15 protein-coding genes and 4 pseudogenes are annotated in these 22,038 nt (G+C 54.6%); 11 read left to right on the forward strand and 8 right to left on the reverse strand.

The genetic code is table 11. The features are described 5' to 3' along the window. Positions 1-36: 36 nt before the first annotated feature. Complete coding sequence (locus AC2FJC_RS20405; protein WP_496741171.1) at positions 37-927, reverse strand: AraC family transcriptional regulator; 891 nt, start codon at positions 925-927, stop codon at positions 37-39. Positions 928-1,087: 160 nt separating this feature from the next. On the opposite strand from AC2FJC_RS20405, the gene AC2FJC_RS20410 reads away from it, so the two are divergent. The 3 genes from AC2FJC_RS20410 to AC2FJC_RS20420 all read left to right on the forward strand — a co-directional run bounded on the left by AC2FJC_RS20410 (position 1,088) and on the right by AC2FJC_RS20420 (position 4,185). Continuing rightward, complete coding sequence (locus AC2FJC_RS20410) at positions 1,088-1,900, forward strand: SDR family oxidoreductase (protein WP_496741173.1); 813 nt, start codon at positions 1,088-1,090, stop codon at positions 1,898-1,900. A 38-nt stretch (positions 1,901-1,938) separates the two neighbouring features. After that, positions 1,939-2,781 (forward strand): SDR family NAD(P)-dependent oxidoreductase, encoded by an 843-nt coding sequence (locus AC2FJC_RS20415; RefSeq protein WP_496741175.1) that lies wholly within the window; start codon positions 1,939-1,941, stop codon positions 2,779-2,781. 384 nt (positions 2,782-3,165) lie between these two features. Further along, entirely contained in the window at positions 3,166-4,185 is a 1,020-nt protein-coding gene (locus AC2FJC_RS20420; RefSeq protein WP_496741177.1) for an IS110 family RNA-guided transposase, read from the forward strand. A gap of 523 nt (positions 4,186-4,708) precedes the next feature. Here AC2FJC_RS20420 and AC2FJC_RS20425 read toward each other — a convergent pair. After that, on the reverse strand, positions 4,709-5,791 hold the full coding sequence (locus AC2FJC_RS20425; protein ID WP_496741179.1) for a DUF2652 domain-containing protein: 1,083 nt from the start codon (positions 5,789-5,791) through the stop codon (positions 4,709-4,711). A gap of 878 nt (positions 5,792-6,669) precedes the next feature. On the opposite strand from AC2FJC_RS20425, the gene AC2FJC_RS20430 reads away from it, so the two are divergent. Continuing rightward, positions 6,670-8,697 (forward strand): oxidoreductase, encoded by a 2,028-nt coding sequence (locus AC2FJC_RS20430; RefSeq protein ID WP_496741181.1) that lies wholly within the window; start codon positions 6,670-6,672, stop codon positions 8,695-8,697. A gap of 219 nt (positions 8,698-8,916) precedes the next feature. On the opposite strand, the gene AC2FJC_RS20435 is transcribed toward AC2FJC_RS20430, so the two are convergent. Then, complete coding sequence (locus AC2FJC_RS20435; protein ID WP_496741198.1) at positions 8,917-9,153, reverse strand: ester cyclase; 237 nt, start codon at positions 9,151-9,153, stop codon at positions 8,917-8,919. A 345-nt stretch (positions 9,154-9,498) separates the two neighbouring features. Between AC2FJC_RS20435 and AC2FJC_RS20440 the strand changes: the two are divergent. Both AC2FJC_RS20440 and AC2FJC_RS20445 read left to right on the forward strand, forming a co-directional pair. Beyond that, positions 9,499-9,618 (forward strand): annotated as a pseudogene (locus AC2FJC_RS20440) (site-specific integrase); the annotation flags it as partial. A 552-nt stretch (positions 9,619-10,170) separates the two neighbouring features. Further along, on the forward strand, positions 10,171-10,806 hold the full coding sequence (locus AC2FJC_RS20445) for a glutathione S-transferase (protein WP_496741200.1): 636 nt from the start codon (positions 10,171-10,173) through the stop codon (positions 10,804-10,806). Between the two features lie 253 nt (positions 10,807-11,059). Here AC2FJC_RS20445 and AC2FJC_RS20450 read toward each other — a convergent pair. From AC2FJC_RS20450 to AC2FJC_RS20470, 5 genes and pseudogenes are all read right to left on the reverse strand, one after another. After that, positions 11,060-11,149 (reverse strand): annotated as a pseudogene (locus tag AC2FJC_RS20450) (IS6 family transposase); the annotation flags it as partial. A gap of 99 nt (positions 11,150-11,248) precedes the next feature. Further along, the gene (locus AC2FJC_RS20455) at positions 11,249-12,733 is read right to left on the reverse strand and encodes a SpoVR family protein (protein WP_496741183.1); all 1,485 of its coding nucleotides are present in this window, start codon (positions 12,731-12,733) and stop codon (positions 11,249-11,251) included. Next, the gene (locus tag AC2FJC_RS20460; RefSeq protein ID WP_496741185.1) at positions 12,726-14,048 is read right to left on the reverse strand and encodes a YeaH/YhbH family protein; all 1,323 of its coding nucleotides are present in this window, start codon (positions 14,046-14,048) and stop codon (positions 12,726-12,728) included. Before AC2FJC_RS20460 ends, AC2FJC_RS20455 begins: the two co-directional genes overlap by 8 nt. 15 nt (positions 14,049-14,063) lie before the next feature. Next, positions 14,064-15,998, reverse strand: coding sequence for a PrkA family serine protein kinase (locus tag AC2FJC_RS20465; RefSeq protein WP_496741187.1), 1,935 nt, complete (start codon positions 15,996-15,998; stop codon positions 14,064-14,066). A 765-nt stretch (positions 15,999-16,763) separates the two neighbouring features. Further along, positions 16,764-17,159 (reverse strand): RidA family protein, encoded by a 396-nt coding sequence (locus AC2FJC_RS20470; protein WP_496741188.1) that lies wholly within the window; start codon positions 17,157-17,159, stop codon positions 16,764-16,766. Positions 17,160-17,247: 88 nt separating this feature from the next. On the opposite strand from AC2FJC_RS20470, the pseudogene AC2FJC_RS20475 reads away from it, so the two are divergent. From AC2FJC_RS20475 to tnpB, 5 genes and pseudogenes are all read left to right on the forward strand, one after another. Beyond that, positions 17,248-17,487: pseudogene (locus AC2FJC_RS20475) on the forward strand (HTH domain-containing protein); the annotation flags it as partial. Between the two features lie 357 nt (positions 17,488-17,844). After that, positions 17,845-18,475: pseudogene (locus AC2FJC_RS20480) on the forward strand (tyrosine-type recombinase/integrase). A 104-nt stretch (positions 18,476-18,579) separates the two neighbouring features. Then, on the forward strand, positions 18,580-21,114 hold the full coding sequence (locus tag AC2FJC_RS20485) for a cation:proton antiporter (protein ID WP_496741190.1): 2,535 nt from the start codon (positions 18,580-18,582) through the stop codon (positions 21,112-21,114). Between the two features lie 176 nt (positions 21,115-21,290). Further along, entirely contained in the window at positions 21,291-21,671 is a 381-nt protein-coding gene (gene tnpA / locus AC2FJC_RS20490; protein WP_496741192.1) for an IS66-like element accessory protein TnpA, read from the forward strand. Continuing rightward, positions 21,668-22,015 carry an IS66 family insertion sequence element accessory protein TnpB gene (gene tnpB, locus AC2FJC_RS20495; RefSeq protein ID WP_496741194.1) on the forward strand — a complete coding sequence of 116 codons (348 nt, stop codon included), beginning with the start codon at positions 21,668-21,670 and terminating at the stop codon, positions 22,013-22,015. The genes tnpA and tnpB overlap by 4 nt, the downstream gene beginning before the upstream one ends. The last annotated feature ends 23 nt before the right edge of the window (positions 22,016-22,038 follow it).

A 22,038-nucleotide genomic window follows, 5' to 3' on the forward strand; every position in this document is an offset into this window, starting at 1 on the left:
GTCGGGGCTGCGACGTTTGGTTTTATACCTGCAGCCTTATTGGACAGATTCGGGAACGCGGTCCTGTCTTGGGGAACGTCCGAATTTGCGGACATACTCTCTTGAGAATTGAGCCGAGCTTTCATATCCAACCCCGTAGGCAATCTCTGAGACTTTTGAGCCGGTGGTTTGAAGCTCATTCCGGGCTTGGAGCAAACGCAAGTCTTTCTGGTATTGCAGCGGCGAGGTTCCCGTAACAGCCTTGAATTGTTCGAAGAATGCCGAAGTGCTCATACCCACGCGCCCTGCAAGTTCTCCAACGACTAGGGATTTAGCTAAATCTGACCGGATTTCGTGTGTAGCTGCGAAAATCCGGCTTGCCGTGTTTTCGTGCCACGCCAGTTTTCGGAGCGTGCCACCATGTCGCCCAATCAGCAGGCGGGCATGGATTTCCCGCACCGTGATCGGAGCGAGCATGTGACGTGTCTCTTCGGTTTCGCACTGGCGAAAATATCGCAATAGGGCGCTTTTCATTTCGTGATCGGTTTCAGCGAGGCAGATCGAAAATGGATCCGACACTTGATGGGTGGACGACCGCGACCCTGACGAGGCTAGGACGCGCAAGAGTTCCAGATCGAGGGGGAACACGAGCGCGACGTAGGGACGTTCGGGTGTGGCCTTTGTGATCCTTGAGACAACCGGCAGCGCGTTACTGACGATCAGCGACTGCCCGGCCCGAACAGTGAGTGTTCTGTTACTGGTTCCTACCTCTTTGGCGCCTTGTAGGACCGCGCACAACAGCGGGCGGTAGACATTGGCGTCGTTTAGGGTGGTCGACGGGTGAATGAGAAAAACCGTCTCGCTTTCCTTCTGTGTCAGTACGCCCTGCGCGACGCCCGCGCGGTCAAGCAGTGCCAGAACATAGTCCAATAGTGTCTGAGATCCCATATACGCCTCCAGTGGTTGCTCTTATCGATAGCACGGAGGTGGGAAAACCTTTACAGAAGATCTCCACTTCTGGAGCATTGTGCAAGAAAACTGGATAATACTTAAAGACCCATCCGTGCCTAAATACTATTATGTGTTTCGTAACTTGCGGAGCAAAAACATGAAAACCATTCTGATCACCGGGGCCTCATCCGGAATTGGCGCGGCAACCGCCCGACATTTCCAAGCGAAGGGTTGGAATGTCGTCGCCACGATGCGCAACCCTGCAGGCAGCACGGATCTTGGGGCTTTGGATAGCGTGCATCTGGCCCAACTGGATGTGACGGATGCGGACTCAATTGCAACGGCCGTGCGAGATGGCATCGAACGGTTTGGACAGATTGATGTTTTGCTGAACAATGCGGGCTATGGCGCATATGGTGCGTTAGAGGCTTTCACAATGGACCGCATCCGGCGTCAGTTCGACACCAACGTGCTCGGGTTGATGGAAGTGACCAAAGCGGTTCTGCCTCATTTCCGTCGGAACCGGTCTGGCACAGTCATCAACATCTCCTCCATCGGCGGACAGATCACATTTCCACTCGGCGCGCTCTATCATGGCACCAAGTTCGCAGTAGAGGGGCTTTCTGAAGCACTGCACTACGAGTTGGAACCCCTTGGCATTCGGGTCCGTATCGTCCAACCTGGAATGATACGGACTAACTTTGGCGGCAGCTCTTTCGATTTCGCAATGGATGAGAACCTACCGGACTATGCACCAATGGGCGAAGCCATGGGGCGCCTGTTCGGCAAACTGGCCGCGAACCCTTCAGCACCAGAAACTGTCGCGCAGGTCATTTGGGATGCGGCAAACGAGACCCGAAACCGCCTGCGTTTTCGCGCAGGGCCTGATGCTGAAGAACTGCTTGATGCGCGCAAACAACAGAATGACGAGACGTTCATCGGCGGTCTCAAGCAAAAGATGGCGCCTTGAAGGGCCGTTCAGTCATTCATAGGAAAAGAGGATGATCCATGTACCGCGAAGCAATCGAAAAAGGCGGCTTTGCCGTTGTAACCGGGGCGGCCAGCGGCGTCGGCAAAGCCGCGGCCCAACGATTTATTCAGGACGGTCTAGGGGTTGTGCTCGTCGATTTGGGGGGCGAGGCCTTGGCCAGCGCCGAGGCGGAATTGCGCGATCAAGCTGGGTCGTCCGCAACTGTTCAGGCAGTTCCAACTGATGTCACCGACACCTCTGCTGTGAACACCTTGGTGGATCAGGCTTTTGCGCTGGGTGAGGTGGCTGTCCTGATGAATAATGCCGGTATCGCCGCGCCAACCGGTAGTTGGGAAAACACGGAAAACTGGCGCAAACTAATAGAGGTCAATCTTTTCGGCGTCATGAATGGCGTGCATGCTTTTCTGCCGCGCATGATCGAAGCGGCGCGCCCGGCTGTAGTGATCAACACCGGGTCAAAACAGGGCATTACCACACCGCCCGGAAACCCTGCTTATAATACCAGCAAAGCCGCCGTAAAGGTCATGACAGAAATGTTGGCACACGATTTGCGACAGGCTGAAGTGCCTATCACCGCTCATCTGTTTGTGCCGGGATTTACCTACACCAGAATGATTGAGAAGTTCATGCCGGAAAAACCGGCCGCCGCTTGGACCAGCGAAGAGGCAATTGACTATTTGCTGAAGCGCATGTCGGACGGGGATTTCTATATACTTTGCCCGGACAATGATGTGCCCGAAGAGCTCGACCGCAAACGGGTTGAATGGGCCGCGGGTGATATTATCAACAATCGTCCGGCTCTTTCACGATGGCATCCCGACTATGCAGATGCCTTTGCGGCGCACGAGGTCTCAGAATAGTCGAATTAAACAAGAGGTCTAATAAACACCGAGTGTGCTGGTAGATGGCGAGAGTAAGACTGCTGTGCATCCAAAAGGGTTCACGCCTCAATTTGAATCCTAGCGGAAAAACCGGGTACTGTAACCCAATCTTGATAATCAGACGTTCGTACGACGCGCTGTCTCAAATACTTTGGGCTCACAACCGACCTCAGAGGCAGCGCAGCATCTGTAGTGGCGCGGCGGGTTGGCTCATCTTTGACGGTCCATAGCGGTCGTTCGACATTAATCACCGTCGCTGCGGTGCGGGCCGTCAAAGGAGATGGGGTGGATGGCTCCTGCTCCACCGGCGTCGCAATGCGCCATAATGCAGTTGTTATCGACTGCTAGGAAAGGAGCCACCCAATGCAGGTTACAACAGTTGGCCTAGATCTGGCCAAGAACATCTTTCAGGTGCACGGGATCACAGCGGATGGAACGGTTGCGTTCAACAAGTCGCTCAGGCATGCACAGCTTTTGCAGTTCTTCGGGAACCTTGAGCCATGTCTCATTGGTATGGAGGCCTGCGGAACCAGCCACCATTGGGCGCGGCAGTTCCAGAAGCTAGGCCATGAAGTCCGGCTGATGCCTGCAATGTATGTGAAAGCCTACGTTAAACGCGGAAAATCTGACGCCATTGATGCCGAGGCAATCTGTGAGGCTGTGAATCGCCCAACGATGCGCTTTGTCGCGATCAAGTCTGAGGAGCAGCAGGGCGTGCTATTCCTCCACCGTGCGCGGGATCTGGTCGTGCGGCAAAGGACCCAGCTCAGCAACATGTTGCGCGGCCTGCTGGGGGAGTTTGGTATCGTGATTGCTCAAGGGATCGGCAGTGCCGTGAAATTTGCAAAGGCGGTGCTGGACGGAGATCGCCCGAGCATTCCTGAAGTCGCAATCGATGTTTTGACAAACCTGTGCAACCAGATGGTTGCTCTGCACTTGCGCATTCTTTGGTACGATAAACGCATTCTGCTTCAAGGTCGCAGAGACCCAAAGGTTATGTTGCTGAGGACCATACCCGGGGTCGGTCCGGTTACAGCTTCGGCTATTATTGCGACCGCAGGCGACGGGCATCAGTTCCGCAATGGACGAGAGTTTGCCTCCTGGCTGGGGCTGACGCCGATCAACCGATCAAGCGGCGGCAAAGAACGTCTGGGGCGTATCTCCAAGATGGGAGATCAATACCTCAGGCGTCTTCTGGTGACTGGAATGACCGCCCGATTGAACCAGATGAAGATCAATCCAGACCGCGTTGATCCATGGGCGATGTCGTTGCGAGAACGAAAGTCCCCGCGCGTGGCCACCGTCGCGATGGCCAACAAGACTGCCCGTATCATCTGGGCGGATATGACCCGCAACGAAAGGTATCGGCCTCATACAGCATAAAAGCTAAAAGGAACATCAGAGACGCAAGACCATTGAGATGATGGAGCAATGTCAGCCCGTTAGCTGAGGCACCCCGCCGAATGTCTGGGACACTATGTCGTCCGCTAAAGGAGTTTGGGACTTAGGTAGCGGATACCATCAGGGCCAGCGGCCGTGTGCGCCGCGCAAACAGGCCGGACACAAGACCGCATCTGACAATCGCTCACATCAAGCTCAAAAAATATCTTGCTATGCAGGAGACATCCACACAAGACATTCGCTGCGCGAGCGAAAATGGAAGACGGATGGAGGTCCCAAGAGCGCAAAGATGCCACCGTTCAACAACATCGCGTCAGCGACCGCTTTGGCTAACGTTGGTAATGATAAAACCTCGCCTATTCTGTAGCCAATTTTCGAAATTTGTGACAGCAACACGTTCTTGATCGCCGGGCGGTTGAAAACCCTGAGCGAGGGATTTTCACAGCGACCGGCTGCCTCACAATGGTGGTTCCGATTAATAGTCGCCCAAGCATCATTCTCATTACTATTGTTTCTCTTGTTGGAACTCCAACGCCATTTCGTCCAGAATACTGAAAGCCACCGGGTAAAAATTCTCAAATAGATCGATTACTGCAGATTCCTCTGCTGGATGATGTTTGCCGTCGGCGCCCATCAGCTGCCCCATCCGAAATACGATCTCGGTTCCTTCTTCTACCGGGACCAACTCATCGGTCTCCAGGTTTGTAAGGCCCTCAATGGAAGAATTGTGGAGGATGTCGGTCACGTATTCGAATGGATGCCAGTCGACGATCAGCATCTGAAAGTGAGCTGCTTCATGCACGCAGTGCAGACGGACGCCGGCGGATGTTCGCGACGCGTCCCCTTCCCGATAAGCGTCCCTCAACATCATCCAGCGCATCTTGAGCCGGGGGTCCGTAAGCATTTCCCAGGCTACTACCGGCGGTGCTTTCAGTGTGTGGCGGGTTGTGAACACAGCATCCTCATCGGAAACGCGGACTGGCCCGGCAATCTCGCGGTACCTTTGCCAGGCGGCTGCAAGGTCATAGACCCGCACGGGCACGTCACCAAAGTGCTCGAACTGAGCGCTGTATTGCATGAGGTCAGACTCGATGCCCATTGCCCGGAACGCGTCTTCCGAGAACAGGGCGTAGCTGAGGATACCAGTATCCTCCTTCACATCTGTCTTCGCCATACGATGCACGAGTATGACGTCAGCACCGGAAATATCCTTCATCGGTCCGATCGACAGTTCTTCATATTTTCCGTGATGCGCGAGGATCTTCAGATCAAGATCGGCTACGTTGCGGCAAGCATTGCAGGGGCAAGTTTTGTTCTGCACGATGTTCCGACGGCGTTCGGCGAACGCCCGATAAAGGCTTTCACATATATTGAGGAAAGTCTCGCCAGAGGGGAAGGGCCGGCTCGAGTAGGCAAGAACGGCGTCGCCTTCGAGACCTCGCAATTTCATTGGGTCCTTTAGTTCAATTACAACCGCCTCAAGCAAAGAACGGATGATTGGGTTGGCGTGCTCCAACTCTGACCGGGTCAGATATCCGGTATAACCGGTAATATCAGCGATTAGCAGGTAACCGGTTTGAACAGACATCCGAGCTTTCCCATTTGCATTACATCCCTTGACCGTAACTTTCACCATAGTGCCGGACAAGCGGGTCTGCCCCCGTCCAACATATCAGATAGAGGCTGCTGAAGCCGCAACACCTGCTGTTTGGTGTCGGACGCAGCCCAGAGAGCACCACCGGCGCATTTCCATCGCGCCCCTCCGCATTGAACGGCATGCGTTTGACGGCGCTGACGAAGACAACGAATATCAATTCGAACTGGACCAGGCGAATGTTTTGGAGCCCTACAAAGGGCGAGACGCGAAGCGTTGTGAGCAGTGGTAAAATTGATTCAGCTGAAGTCACCGTATTGGTGCGTAGCCGACATTCGTCGCGCCGCAGCAAATTTTGCGATGTACTGATTTCCAGTAACTGTGGGCGACCCAATTAAATGTACCGCCTGCTGTTCGTAAACGATTTGTGGCATGTTCTCGGAAGTTGCTCAAATGTATCCAGCCTATTGATCGGCACGCAGGCCGTGGCCTTGTTGGAGTTACGCACGCGCCGTGATCTAGTCACCGGCAAGGTCGATGTAGACCGATTGCACCGTCCGACTCTGGGGGCGTAATTGTTCCGTTCGATACCATCTTTCATTCGCGAACTCCTTTGGGTCGATCCGGCTAACCGACCTTGATGGATCGAGCGGCAACTGTCGGGCCTCCGTCTCTGCTCAACGAGTTTTCCACATATGAGTCTCGTCGCGGAGTCGTCTTTTCATACAACCATGTCGGAAGCTGCGAATTCTCACACGTTGTATCCCGAATAACATTCCCTCGAGAACGAAGCTCATCAGGCATGGAATTTGACCAGCGGACCCGACCCTGGACAGTTTTCAAACTGAAGATTTGGCCGAAGGGATACGAATGTGGCAAACCTACTTGATCCGTTTCAATTGAAACACCTGGCTTTGCGCAACCGTATCGTAAGCACATCCCATGCACCGAATTTTGTCGAAGCTGGCCATCCCCGGGACCGTTACAGGTTGTATCATGAGGAAAAGGCAAAGGGCGGAGTCGCCCTGACCATGGTCGGCGGGTCGACCAATATCGCCCCTGATAGCCCATCGGTGTTTGGCCAGCTCTATGCCGGCGATGACAGCATAATACCTTGGTTCCGTAAGCTTACGGATGGCGTTCACGAACATGGTGCCGCGATCATGTGTCAGATCACCCATATGGGGCGCCGCACAGCATGGGATGATGGGCATTGGCTGCCGGTTTTGGCTCCATCCAGTATCCGCGAACGCGCTCACCGCGCCTTTCCCAAAGTGATGGAACAAGAGGATGTCGACCGCATTATTGGCGATTTCACGGCTGCTGCGCGACGCTGTCAGCAAGGCGGGTTCGACGGAATTGAGCTTCTGTCCCACTCACACCTTCTGGGGCAATTCCTGTCCCCACTTACCAACAAGCGCGACGATGACTATGGCGGGCCGTTGGAGAACCGCATGCAACTAACCCTGCAGGTGCTTGACGCAGTACGTGCTGAAGTCGGCTCCGAGTTCATCCTGTCGATGCGCATCACTGGTGATGAACTAACCGAGGGAGGGCTGAGCGCAGAAGATTGCGTTGCTGCCGCACGGATGTTGGAAGGCTCCGGCCATGTCGATCTGCTCAACATCCTTGCCGGCGCACCCTACGATGATCTTGGCTTGGCCGAGTGGGTGCGCCCCATGGGTTTGCCAGCGGCCCCGCATATCACAGTGGCCGGACGCATCCGTGATGCCGTCGATCTACCGATTCTGCACGCCGGAGGGATTGCTGATATTGCCACGGCCCGCCACGCTGTCTCTGGCGGCCATGTCGATCTGGTGGGCATGACCCGCGCACAGATGGCCGACCCCTATCTGGTGGAAAAACTCGCACGCGGGGAAGAAGAGCGCATCCGCCCCTGTGTCGGCTTGGGCTACTGTGTGGACCGGGTCAATCAGGGCAAACCTGCCGTGTGCGGACACAATGCTGCGACGGGGCGTGAGCAGACCTTGCCGCACTTCATCACCCCCAGCGACACCCCTAAAAAAGTGGTTATCGTTGGTGGCGGGCCCGGAGGGCTGGAGGCCGCGCGGATTTGTGCCTTACGTGGCCACGACGTGGTGCTGTTCGAGGCGTCGGATCGACTGGGCGGGCAGTTGGTTCTGGCCGCCAAGGGTTTGACGCGCAGGCAGGTCTGGGGCGTTGCTGACTGGTTGATTTCTGAAGTGACCGTGATTGGGGTCGATATCCGCCTGAATACTTTTGCCGAAGCCGATGACGTGCTGTCCGAAACTCCCGATTTGGTGATCATTGCGACAGGTGGCTGGCCTGAAACATTAGCCATCCCCGGCGGAGAACTGGCGATCTCCAGTTGGGAAGTTTTGTCCGGTGAGGCACGTGTCTCAGGTGAGGTGCTGTTATTTGACGAAGTCGGCGATCACCCTGCGGCCGTTACGGCTGACGCGTTGGCTGGTTCCGGTTGTAGCGTAAATCTTGTTACCCCAGACCGGTCCCTACTGCATGACCTCGGCCCAACGACCTCTGCCGTTGCATTGCGCGATCTGGCCGCTAACGGGGTTGCCTTCACCTGTCTGCAAGAGCTTACCTCTCTGACGCGCAAGGGCGACCGAGTTCGCGCCAGCCTGCGGCATGTGTTTACGCGGGATGTCACTGAACGTCTTGTCGATTACGTGGTCGTTGAACATGGACTTTCCCCGATGGCGGAACTCTATCACGAACTCAAACCAATCTCGCGCAACCTTGGGCAGGTGGAACACAAGGCACTCATTGACGGAACGTTTCCATTCGTTGACACCAATCGTAGCGGTCAATTCTATCTGGCGCGCATTGGCGACGCTGTTACAAGCAGAAATATGCACGCCGCAATTCTCGATGCCTTGCGCATATGTGCTCCGGTCTGAAAGCAACCATGCTCCTCCGCCGATAAAAGATGGGAGCTGACTATAAGTTCTGGCGCAGCGAATGACCGGAAAGTATCCACTTTCATGGGTATCGAGTGGCCCATAACGAACCTTGGCCCTGCCGCTCCTGCGTCACGGTGTGCTTATCGAACAAAACATTCGATGCACGATGTTCCAACGCTTTGGTTTCCAGTTGGCGCAACAAAACTGCCGTCATATCTATGGATCGAGAAACGCTTCTTTCGGGTGGGCATTCAATTGTCTCTTGATTGAATCTATGTCACCCAGAGCCCAAAGGCTCCCGATTTTTATGGTCCCTAAAGTAAAGAACGCTGCCCCGGACCACTCGATCCGCTGCTCTGTTCCGTTAACCCCGAAAAATTTGCCTTGGTGCGTGCCGACGAAGGACATTCGTGCAGCTGCGTTTTCTCCTGCATCGACAATTTTTTTTATGATATTGCATTAAAATCTGAGAGAGCCGCTCGAACTTCCTCCATGTATCGAATGAATTCATCCGACCCCGAGCGCTTAGTGCCGAGGCTCCGACGACAATCGAACTTTTGGGTGTAGGATTTCCCAGGCGCAGCCATTGTCCGCGATGTTCGATATATCGTGATAAAATCCCTTAATAAGATTGGACAGCGTCATGAGGTTTCCCCAACTTTGGTGATTTAATCCAAATACCACGCCGCGAAATCCAGCGCTAAGGGCTCACTACAGACCTTAGCATCTGACGCGCCTTTCATTGGTACATTCCAGCGCCAACGTTGGATTGGCGTTGAGGCGGATAGGAGTAACGCCATAACAATTGCGAATTTACCTGCCATTCGAGCCTGCCGACCAGCGTGGAACAAGGGCCGCGTCACTGGTCAAAAACGCCCCTTGACGCCTAAGCACGTCTGGGCAATCCGCGTTCGCCTTTCCCGGAAAGGAGTAGGGCCGATGAAAAAGAACCGTCTCTGATCTGAGGGCTAGGGGTCAGGCTGAAATTAAGAATATTTGGGAGGGAAACGCGCGGGCTGCGTGGGAGGAACCGGGATTTTCGCGATTTCTGCTTGAGCCGTATTGGAGTTAGAAATTTGAGTCGGACAATCGGTGCGGCTTTCACTTCGCGCTTTCCCCAGGATCGGATGCGAGAGATTTTGGCCCTCTGACGCCTGGAAAAACAATCACCGCAGACCGCAAGGCGGTCTGCTATCGCAAAGACAAGGGTCAGGGTGCGCGCGCTGTGACGCGTTTGCCCCCTGCCCTGTCAATTGATCAATGTGAGCCACGCGAATCTCAACACACCCTGGGCATGACGCCGTCAGCGGCTGGATGCGTTGACTTGTTGCCAAGCGAGAAAATCAATGGATCACCGCAGTTTGTGTCACATGATATCCAAATCACAATTTGATTGCGGTTAAGCAGGAGTACCGGTTGGGAAACAATGGGAGGTTTGACCAAGCTGGTAGTTTGGAGATAAATCCTCATATGGCTCACCACCCTATCTTATGGACGTTCCGTCGTTGCCCGTACGCGATAAGGGCTCGCCTCGCATTGGCGAGTTCACGAGTTACAGTCGAGCTGCGCGAAATTGTTCTACGGGACAAACCAGGGGCCTTCTTACAAACATCCCAATCCGGAACAGTGCCCACGCTTCGACTTCCAGACAAAGTTATAGATGAAAGTCTGGAAATCATGGTTTGGGCGCTCCAACAAAATGATCCACAGCGGCTTTTGGACATGCCTCAAGAAGGTTGGGATCTGATTAGGGTAAATGATGGTCCCTTCAAGGCCGCTTTAGATCACACGAAATACGCCACGCGGTATCCGGATTTAGATGCCAAAGAGGAACGCAGGAAAGCGGCAAGCTACTTGCTCAGCCTCGACGAGCGGTTAGTTGGGCAGGCTTGGCTTTTCGGAGATCGCCCCAGCCTAGCCGACCTGGCGCTTCTACCATTTGTGCGCCAGTTTGCGTTTATAGATCGGACGTGGTTTGACGTGCAGGAGTGGCCGAATATAACAGCATGGCTGGATCAATTCCTGGATAGTGAAGTATTTTCGCTTGTGATGAGAAAATACGCAACTTGGTCAGAAGGCGACGCTCCGATTTGGTTCAACAGCTGAGCCGAACACGTTGTATCACGGCCCAGTGTCGACCTTGGGCACCAAGTTAAAATGATGCAGTCGCAGCCATTCGCTATGAACGCAAACCTGAGAAAAGTGTCAATGAAGATACCTAAAACAAGTTTTCCTTCTACTACATCTGTCTAAATGACAGGCCCTCACCTTTTGCTACCAATTACAAGTCGTCGCCTTTTATCGCTGCGACTGTGCCTCAGCCATTCAGATGCTGAGTAGGCCCAGGCTCCAGACCAATCGCTGCGGCGTCGCGCCGTTCGGATAGCATGAAATCAAGGGTTTTCCGGTCGCGATCATCCGCCCGATACAGATACATCCAGTAACCCTGACCGTGTCGGGGAACAGTGGGACAATCAAAACCAAAAGTTAGGGGCACAACCAGAGCACTCATGTCAATCCAAGCTCAGAGCTTGCAACACAATCGCTACTAGCTTTCGAACGCAGCGTCGAAACCCCAAATTTGCCGCAGATAACCCAAAGTCATTTCGCTGGCCTTTTTGTCCAGCGGCACACCATCACGCACAGAGTGATGCAGTCTGAGGTGTCGATCCCCCATTAAGTCCACATCAACAATCTGAATATCGGGATCGTATTCCGAAACGTCGAAGCCGCGCGCCAGGGTGTCGCGCACTTGGTGATAACCGCGTTCGTCGTGAATCGCGTCGACTGTGTAGAAGGGCTTCCCCTCGTCATCAGTTAGCGAAAACATCCGGAACCGGCGCATGACATTGGGGCTGAGGAACTGCTGAACGAAACTCTCGTCGCGATAGTGGGCCCAGGCATCCTTTAATATTTCGCGCCACGCACGGCTGCCCGCTATGTCCGGAAACCATTCCCGATCCTCATCGGTCGGGTCGGTGCAGATGCGCTTGATATCCTGCATCATCGCGAAACCCAACGCATAAGGGTTGATCCCGATCGCGTTCGGGGCGTCAAAGTCGGGCTGGGACAGAACATTGGTATGGCTGTGCAATATTTCGAGCATCGCGCCATCCGTCAGCAAACCAGCGCGGTGCAACTCGTTGGTAATGTAATAGTGGACGAAGCAGGCGCATCCTTCATTCATAACCTTGGTCTGACGTTGCGGGTAGAAATACTGTGCTATGTTGCGAACGATGCGTAGAATTTCACGTTGCCAAGGCTCCAGAACCGGACTGTGACGTTCGACGAAATAGAGCAGGTTTTCTTCCGGCAGCCCCATTTCGCGCTTGCGCTTTTCCGCTTCTTCATCGCTTTTCGAAGACTGTGTGGGATGATCGAAGGCGTCCCACAGGTAATGGACCGCCCGCTCTTCTTCGATTTGCCGCTCTCTCTGCCGGATTCTCTCCTCTGCGAGCGATAAGTGGGTTGGGCGCCTGTGCCGGAAAACGCTGGACGGCATAAGCGCATGAGCCGCGTCGAGTAAATGCTCAACCTCGCGTTCCCCGTGCTGTTCTTCGCATTGGGCGATAAATCCGCGCGCATAGTCGAGGTAGTCGAGTATACCTTGCGCATCGCTCCACTGGCGAAACAGGTGATTGTTCTTGAAGAAGTGATTGTGCCCGAAGGCCGCGTGGGCAATCACAAGGACCTGAAGCGCCATCGTGTTGTCTTCAAGGCAGTAGGAGATACATGGATCGGAATTGATCACGATTTCATAGGCAAGGCCATTTGCGCCTTTGCTATAAGCCTTTTCTTCGTGAACAAAACGCTTCCCAAAGGACCAATGCCGATACATGAGCGGCATCCCTGTCGACGAGTAGGCATCCAGCATTTGCTGATACGAGATGATTTCGATTTGGTTCGGATAGACGTCAAGTCCGAGGTCATCAATCGCCACACGCTCGATTGCATCATAGCTGCGCTGGATGGTCTCAAAATCCCAATCCGCGCCGTCAAACAGCGGCGCTCCAGTTTCGGCCCGATCAACCATTGGAAACTCCGTTCGTCTTGCGCGCAAACAGCTCGTGCAGAACCGGGTAGATGTCACTCGCTCGCGCGATCCGTTTCATGGCGAAGTTTGGCCAAGCCTCTGCAACTTGTCGGTACGAACGCCATAGTTCCATGCCGTTATCTTCGCTGTTCATCAGATTTGCTTCGGTCTCGTCGACAATTTCCGTATAGGCAAAGTACTGGCAGCGCTTCATCAGATCGCTGGTCAACAGGTCGGCGCATAGTTGTGAATCTCCGCTGAAATTCTCACCATCTGATGCTTGCGCGGCATAAATGTTCCATAGCGAAGGCGGATAGCGGGCTTCGATTATCTTTTTCATTTCGGTGAGCGCGCTGCTCACGACCGTACCGCCAGTTTGGCGCGAGTGAAAAAAGGTTTCTTCATCAACTTCCGCTGCGACCTGGGTGTGGCGGATGAATACAAGTTCGATCTTATCGTAGCGTTGCTTAAGGAAAAGATGCAGCAGGACGAAGAACTGCTTGGCAAGGTTCTTTTCACGCTCCCCCATCGAGGCCGAAACATCCATCAGGCAGAACATCACCGCGTTTGCCGCCGGTTCGGGGCGCATCTCGAAATACTTGTAACGCACATCAAGCGGGTCAATATAGGGAACGATCCGGCGTCGCCGTAGCATCTTGTCGAGCTGCTCACGCAGCAGTTGCCTTTCCGCCTTTCGCGCTGCATCTGGCTTTTCCAGCGCCTCCAGTTCTTCAACCTGTTCTGTAAGAGCCTGGATCTCGGCGTTGGTCGGTCGTCGCATCGCAAGACGTCGGCCAAAAGCATTGCGCATCGTTCGGGAAACACTGAGGTTGGCGGGCGTCCCGGCGGCAGTATAGCCCATGCGATGCGGCTTCGAGACGGTGACCTCTTTGAGACTGCGTTTGACCATGTCAGGCAGTTCGAGATCCTCGAAGAACAGGGAAAGAAACTCGTCCCGCGACAGAACGAACATGAACTCGTCCTCGCCCTCCCCATCGGGCGCCCCCTCACGTCCCCCCTGCCCGCCCTTACCGGACCGAGGTTTCTTGAGACGGTCACCCGCCTCAAACTTCTTGTTTCCGGTCAGAACCCTTTGTTTGGAACCGCCTTTGTTGTCATGCTGAAAATGCGGTTCACCGATCCCTTCTGACGGTACCGAGATGTTTTCCTGCTGGCCGACATCCGCGATTTTCCGGCGCCGGACACTTTCTTCAACCGCCTCTTTGACGGCAGAGCGAACCCGGCGCAGAAATCGCCTGCGGTTCCCAAGATTCTTATCTTTGGGGTTTAGCCTTCGGTCGATGAAATGGGCCATTTGAGCATAGACTCCTCATCCTGCCTTGTTGACCCGCATGTACCATTCAACCAAGCGCCTGACCTGTCGGCGCGTATACCCGCGACCGATCATGCGATCGATGAACTCGTTATGCTTGGCTTCAGTTTCCTTATCCCTTTTGGCCCCAAAACTGATGACCGGCAGCAGATCCTGAATCTGACCAAACATGCGCTTTTCGATAACGCGTCTCAGCTTCTCATATTTGCGCCAGTCGGGGTTACGACCGCGATTGTTGGCCCGCGCGCGCAGCACGAATTTGACCACTTCGTTCCGGAAGTCCTTGGGGTTGGAAATTCCGGCCGGTTTTTCGATCTTTTCAAGTTCCTGTTCCAGAACACTACGATTGAGGATCTGGCCTGTATCCGGGTCCTTGAAGTCCTGATCTTCGATCCAGGCGTCAGCAAACGCGATGTATCTGTCGAAAAGGTTCTGACCAAAGTCAGAATAGGATTCCAAGTAGGCTTTTTGGATCTCATTGCCGATGAATTCCGCATAGCGCGACGACAGATCGTCCTTCATGAAAGACAGGTATCGGCTTTCAACCTCATCGGGGAATTGTTCGCGTTTCACCGCCTGTTCAAGAACATAGAGCAGATGAACCGGATCGGCGCCGACTTCTTCGGTGTCATGATTGAAGGTCTCGGACAGCACCTTGAACGCGAAGCGGGTGGATGTGCCCGTCATCCCCTCGTCCACCCCGGCCTCATCCCGATATTCTTGCACTGATCGTGCTTTGGGATCGGTATCCTTCAGTGTTTCACCGTCATAGACGCGGAGCTTGGAAAAAGCCGGTGAGTTTTCGTGTTCCTTCAATCGTGTCAGAACACTGAACTGGCTCAGGATTGACAGCGTTTCCGGTGCACAGGGGGATTCGCCCAGACTGCTTTCCTCAAGCAGCTTCTCGTAAATCCTGGTTTCATCCGAGGCACGTAAGCAGTAGGGGACTTTGACCAGGCTGATCCGGTCCAGGAAGGCCTCGTTGTTCTTATTGTTTTTGAACTGCTGCCATTCCGCTTCGTTCGAATGTGCAACAATAACACCTTGGAAAGGGAAGGCACCGATGTTCTCTGTCCCCGCATACGACCCCTCCTGCGTGGCGGTCAGCAAGGGATGCAATACCTTGATCGGCGCCTTGAACATCTCCACGAATTCCATCAGCCCCTGCGTGGTGCGGTTCAGGGCACCGGAATAGGAATATGCGTCTGGATCGTTCTGGCTGAATTCTTCGAGCTTGCGTATATCGAGCTTCCCAACAAGCGAAGAAATGTCCTGGTTGTTTTCGTCACCCGGTTCAGTCTTCGCCACGCAAATCTGGCGCAGTTTGGACGGATAAAGTTTGACAACCGAAAATTTGGAAATATCGCCGTCGAATTCCTGTAAACGCTTGATGGCCCAAGGCGAAATCAACCCGTTCAAAAGCCGTTTGGGAATGTTGTATTTGTTCTCCAGCAGATCCCCCATTCGCTCGCGGTCAAAAAGACCAAGCGGCGATTCAAAGATTGGGCTGATCTCGTCACCTGCCCGCAGCACATAGATCGGCTGCCGCTCCATCAGGTTTTTGAGAATTTCGGCAAGCGTTGACTTGCCCCCGCCGACCGGCCCCAGCAGATAGAGGATTTGCTTGCGTTCCTCGAGACCCTGGCTGGCATGGCGGAAAAAGCCAACGATGCGTTCGATGGTTTCCTCGACGCCATATATGTCCTGGAAGGGTTCGTATCGCTTGATTGTCCGGTTAAGAAATATGCGACTGAGCCGAGCCTCTTGACTGGTATCGATAAGCTCTGGCTCGCCAATCGCGGCGACCATCCGCTCGGCGGCGGTAGCCCGCATCGTAGGGTCTTCTCGACATTCCAGCAAATAGTCCTGCAATGTCATTTCGATGAGCTTTGTCCGCCCATACTCTTCTGCAAACTGCTCGAAAATCTCCATTTTTAAAGTTCCTCTAGGTTTCGTACTCCTTCGTCCCAGCGCGCTAAGTTCATACTAGTCTACCATAAATATGATCCGTAATTGTCTAATTTCTAATCACAATTTGTTTCCCGGCCGACGTTCTGTTGAAATTTTTTCTGATTGAAGCCTGCGAAACCCCTTGCCGCGCTGCTATTTGCAGTTGTGGCCTTTGTCTTCAGAACGCCGAATGACCGGTTGAGCATTGGCATCCGAAGACGAGTGAAGTCTATCGTATCCTCAGCAAATTGGTTCACACCCTCAAAACATGCTTCTCAACTGGAGCCCGTTCGCAGGGCTTTGTTGCAAACTTTTCACGATTGACGCTCACTTCTCTTTCGGCTGGTTGGTTGCCAGTCCGGCCACGGAAACAAGTTTGTCCAATCGGCTTTGTATTCTACACCGGGCCGCCAAATCCGAACGAATCTCCAAAGACTCATGCCTTCAAGCGCCCCAAGTTTGACCGACAGTGCGCGACATCGCACTATAAGCGCATCCATCGGGGCAGGGTCATCAAATCACATAAACTCAGGAACCATCGTTATGGCAGGCTGTGCAATCCACGGTGAAATTGCGAAGCCCGCTTTCTGCGCAATGCCGGCAACGGATCAGCGAGCAGCGCAAATGCCATGGAGCGCCCGTCAAACCAGGCTTTCTCCGTAAGCGCAAAATTTGGAGGTGGTCGACTAACAGTCTGCAGACAAAGCGGCCACTTGAGAGATAGCAATAAGGGGCGCCTGATCTCACCTATGCCGCTGCGGTTGCTTCAATCTCAAACAGCAATCCGGGGATAGCGAGGCGTGTGACACCCAGCAAGGTCATGGGCGGGGCGATCCGATGCGGGCCAAAGCGCATCCCCAGCAGGTCGAAATTCTTCAATGCCTCATCCACATCAGTAGCAAAGACGCCCAACTTGATGACATTGCTCAGATCCATGCCGGCGCCTTTGATTACGGCTTCCAGATTGTCCAGGGCCAAGGCGATCTGCGCGCGCATATCGTTAGGGTGCTGGGGCGCGCCGTTCTCGTCAACAGCTGTCTGCCCGGCGCAAATGACCTGATGTGTCATGCCCTTGATCACCTCGGCCTGATTGTAGCCCAGCTTGAGCGACCACTCCCAGGGGTTCACGGCTGTCCGCTCCATGTCGCATTCTCCTTTTTGTTGCGTTGCTGGACCAGGTGTAGATCAAACCGGTGACAAAACTTGTCACTATTTGTGCTACCCTGTCAGAATGAATGTTCGACTCAGACATGAAGCGATTGTGCGGACCCTCCGCCGAACCGGTACATCCACTATTGATGCCCTTGCTGATGAGGTGGGCGCGTCCCGCCGCACCGTGCTGCGCGATATCAGCGCGCTTCGGGATGAAGGCTATGTGATCCATTCCGATGTGGGGCGCGGTGGCGGCTTGCAGCTTGATCCGCAATCCATGCTGACAACAGCCAAGCTATCGGTGTCAGAGGTCTTTGCAAGGTGTTGTCACGTTAACCTCCTGCCCACCAAAGAATGCTGATGATCAGATTTCAAGCTGCTCGAGTAAAGGACAATTCCGACTAATGTTACATTGGATGGCAGAAGAAGAATGATGGCTTCGGTGGGTCCGCGGCGCAGATTGCGCGGATACACCGAATCGTGGCGGAAGTACGCAATTGGCTGAGGGCGTTTTAGTCAAACCGGAGCAACCGTAATCGCTCAGTTGTCACGGCCCAAAGAATACGCGGGCGGCGCCAAAACCACCGCTCGTCGATTGCGCAGCATCCTGTGTTATTGGATCGCGTCAATGTCGGGTTGTCGTTGTGGGTGGACATGGCGGATCGGAGGATCAGTCATGGAAACACCAAACTTACCTGCCATTCGCGCACTTCGCCCAGTCTGGAACAAAGGACGTATCGTGGGTCAAAAGCGCCCACTGAAACCAAAGCATCCCTGTTCGCCTTGAGCTTGCTGACAACCATCGCGATCTTGCACTCTGCAACATGGCCATCGACAGCAAACTTCGCAGCTGTGATCTGGAGAAGATGAAGGGGGTCGATGTCATGTCATCGGGGCAGATCAAGGAACGCGCTTCCCTACTGCAAAGCAAGACACAGAGACCTGTGCGCTTCGAGATATCCGAGGGCACCTGTGCCTCTGTTCAGAAATGGATGAAAGATGAACTCATGATCCGTTCGGAATATCTTTGGCCTGGCAGAATCCACATCTCAACGCGTCAAAATGCGCGGATTGTTCGAGACTGGGTCTCATCGATCGGCGTTGAAGCAAGCACATACGGAATCCATTCAATGAGGCGCACAAAAATCACCCAAATCTACAAGAAAACCGGCAAACTTAGATCGGTCCAGCTCTTGCTAGGCCCCGCCAAAATGGACAGTAAGGTCCGGTACCTCGGCGTCCAACTCGCGGGTACCTTGGCTATTGCCGAAGCCATTGAGACTAGTGCCAATAGGTTGCATTCGTAGGCGGCCCAGACTGGACGAGCGAAGGTGCGCATATTGATTCCACGTGTTTGATCCGGCTTTAAGAGTGGATTCCACTTACTCGAGTTCTCAGGTAATACGAAACTATGGATATCGTCGTCGTTACGACCATCATCACTTCTCTTTTTGTTGTCATCGGCGTGGCGGAACCGCTGGCCGCGCGAATGCGCCTGCCTTACAGCGTTATCCTCGCCGTCCTGGGGATAGTGATCGGGCTTGGCGCGACGTTCTTTCTCGACACAGACCTGACGGATGCATTGAACCCGGGGGCGCAGGCGATCATAGATCTGCCGATCCGGTCAGACGTCTTCCTCTATGTTTTCCTGCCTACGCTGCTCTTTCAGGCGACACTCGGCATGAACCTGCGCAGGATGCTGGATGACTGGATGCCCATCCTGATGATGGCCGTTGTGGCAGTGATTGTCGCGACCCTCTCTATTGGCTATGCGCTGAGTTGGGCAAGTGCGCTGCCGCTGGCCGCCTGCCTGTTGATCGGCGCCATTGTGTCAACAACGGATCCCTCGGCAGTTGTCAGTATATTCCGGTCGATTTCGGCACCGCGCAGGCTGTCACGAATAATCGAGGGCGAAAGCCTTCTTAACGATGCTGCTGCTGTGGCTCTGTTCGGGTTATTCATGAGCTTTGTCATGCTCGGAAGACCCAATCCATTGCTAAGTGAAGCCGTGGGGCAGTTTCCGCTGTTGATCGCAGGCGGAGCACTCACTGGTTGGCTCATGGCGCGCATGGCGGTTTGGACGATGGCTTTTGTCGACCGCTGGGAAATGGCGCAGATTTCCATTTCCATCGCGCTGCCATACCTTGCCTATATCGTTGCAGAACAAAGCGTTGGGGCTTCGGGTGTCATTGCGGTGGTGGCTGCGGGGCTTACGCTCAACCTCACAGGCCCCGGTCGTTTGTCACCGGTCGCCTGGACAAATCTGCAAGAGGTTTGGGACCTTCTGGCACACTGGGCCGGCGCGCTGATTTTTATTCTGGCCGCATTGCTGATACCGCGATTGCTGGAAGAGGTGCGGCCGTCTGATTTTGGCTTGCTGGTTGTGGTGGTTTTGGCCGCCATGTTCGCGCGGGCGGCAATTCTGTTCGGGTTGTTACCATTGCTGACAGCAATTGGACTATCGCCCGCTGTTGAACGCCCCTATCGCACCGCAATACTGTGGGGTGGGCTGCGTGGTGCCGTGACGCTGGCTCTGGCTCTGGCAGTCACCGAAAGCACACACATCCCGCTTGAGACGAAGCGCCTGGTCGGCATTCTGGCCACTGGCTTTACCCTGTTTACACTGATTGTTCAGGGTACAACCTTGCGCATGGTGATCACAAAACTGGGGCTCGACAGGCTTTCTCCGCTTGATACCGCCCTGTCGCGTCAGGTGGTCGCCGTCGCCTTGCAATCGGTTCGCGAGGACGTGTCCCGCACAGCAGAAAACTATAACCTGACGCACGATATCGTCAGGAACGAAGCCAAACAGTTTAGTGAACGCCTGGACGAGGCGGTAAAGGCCGCCGAGGACAGCGCGCAGATCCTTGATCGTGACCGGGTCACGCTTGGTCTTATTGCGCTGGCCGGTGCAGAGCGGGACTCTGTATTGGCCAGGATGCGGGAACGCACCATGTCATCGGTTCTGAGTGAGAAGATTTTGTCCGATGCGGATCGGCTCATTGAAGGCGCACGGACTGGCGGACGGATCGGCTATCAGCGCGCATCAAATCGGTCGGTCGTTTACGGCAGATCTTTTCGGATCGCCGTGTTTCTGCACAACCGGCTTCGAATTTCGTTCCCACTCACGCGTATCACAACGGACAGGTTCGAAAGATTGCTCATGCAACGTCTGATCCTGCAGGACCTAGATGGGTTCGTCCGCGGCCGCATCCGCCGGATCCATGGCCGCCGGGTTGCGGAATTGCTGGATGAAGTGTTGGCGCGTCGATCCGAGGCGGTTAAGACGGCGCTTGAAGGCCTGCGACTGCAATTTCCCGGTTATGCCGAAAAGTTAGAGCGACGATTCATCCAGCGAACCGCGCTGCGCCTTGAAGAACGTGAATACGCGGTCATGCGCGAAGACGGCCTTGTGGGCGAAGAACTTTATTCTGTTTTGATGCAGGAAGTGGCGACACGACGTACGTTAACTGAAGGGCGTCCGAAGTTGGACATCACTCTTAAAGGACGGGATCTGGTCAGGCAGTTCCCACTGTTTTCCGATCTCGACAAGTCTTCGCTTAGGAAACTCAGCCGGGCGCTGCGGACCCGATATGCCAACGCGGGTGATACCATCATTTCCAAAGACGAATTCGCCCAGAGTGTATTCTTCATTGCTTCCGGGGCGGTGGAAGTGGAACTCGGCCGGCACACCTCGCGGCTGGGTCGTGGTGAAATGTTCGGGCAATTGGCCATGTTATTGAAACGGCCGCGTCGCGTAAACGTGCGGGCATTGGCACCGTCGACGCTGCTTATGCTCGACGAGGCAAGTTTCCGACGCTTGCTGCGGCGAAGCAAGGCCATGCGAAACTCTGTCAAGATGAGCGCTGACAAGCGCATGATCGACCCCGCGGTGTTGGATCTGGATGAGGCCGAGGTATCCCCTGAAAATGGGACCAAATCTTGAGAAGCTCTTAATTGGAAAGGAGCCGCGAAATCAAAAGTACTGGTTCACGGGCACCAGTCGGGTCCTGTTTTGTTGAACGTCTACTCCAGAGTGAGCGTCCGTTGAACCTGACCTAACGCAAACCAATTGCGGAGGCTAAGTGTCCACCATTGATAGTGGACACTATGAGGCATTCTATGAGCAAGCGGAAGAAGCGGTTTTGGGCGGATGAAGAGAAGCGCGAGATTTGCGCGCAGGCAACGACGCCGGGGATGTCGGTGGCACAGGTTGCGCGGCGGTATGCGGTGAATGCGAACCTTATTTTCAAATGGCTGAAGGACCCGCGCTTTACACCAGAGGCTGCGGCGCCTGAACAGGAAGCAACATTTCTGCCGATTGAGATCGCGGCTGATGTTGCCCTCGAACCAGCGCCAATCGACGTGCCACTGCCACCTCCATCTGCCCCTCTGTCGGCCAGCCGAGTCGACATTACTTTGTCAGATGGTCGGCGCATTCTGGTCGAAGGGCCGACGGCGCTGACCTCCGTGGTCAGCCTGGTACAAGGTCTGACAGCTTGATCCCGGTACCAAGCAACACGCGCGTCTGGCTTGCTGCTGGCGTCACGGACATGCGGCGTGGGTTTAACACCTTGGCCGCGCAGGCTGAGAAGGTTTTGAAATTGGACCCGTATTCCGGCCATCTGTTTGTGTTCCGAGGGCGGCGTGGTGATCTGCTCAAGGTCATCTGGTGGGATCAACAGGGTGCGTGCCTGTTCTCCAAGCGGCTGGAGAAAGGTCGCTTTATTTGGCCGGCCGCCAAAGACGGCAAGGTCAGCGTGACCGCCGCGCAGTTGTCGATGCTGCTGGAAGGGATCGACTGGCGGATGCCACAAAAGACGTGGCGACCTTTGAAGGTTGGATAGGGTAACAAATACAGCACGTTGAG

Source organism: Ruegeria sp. CDSB117 (assembly GCF_059611005.1).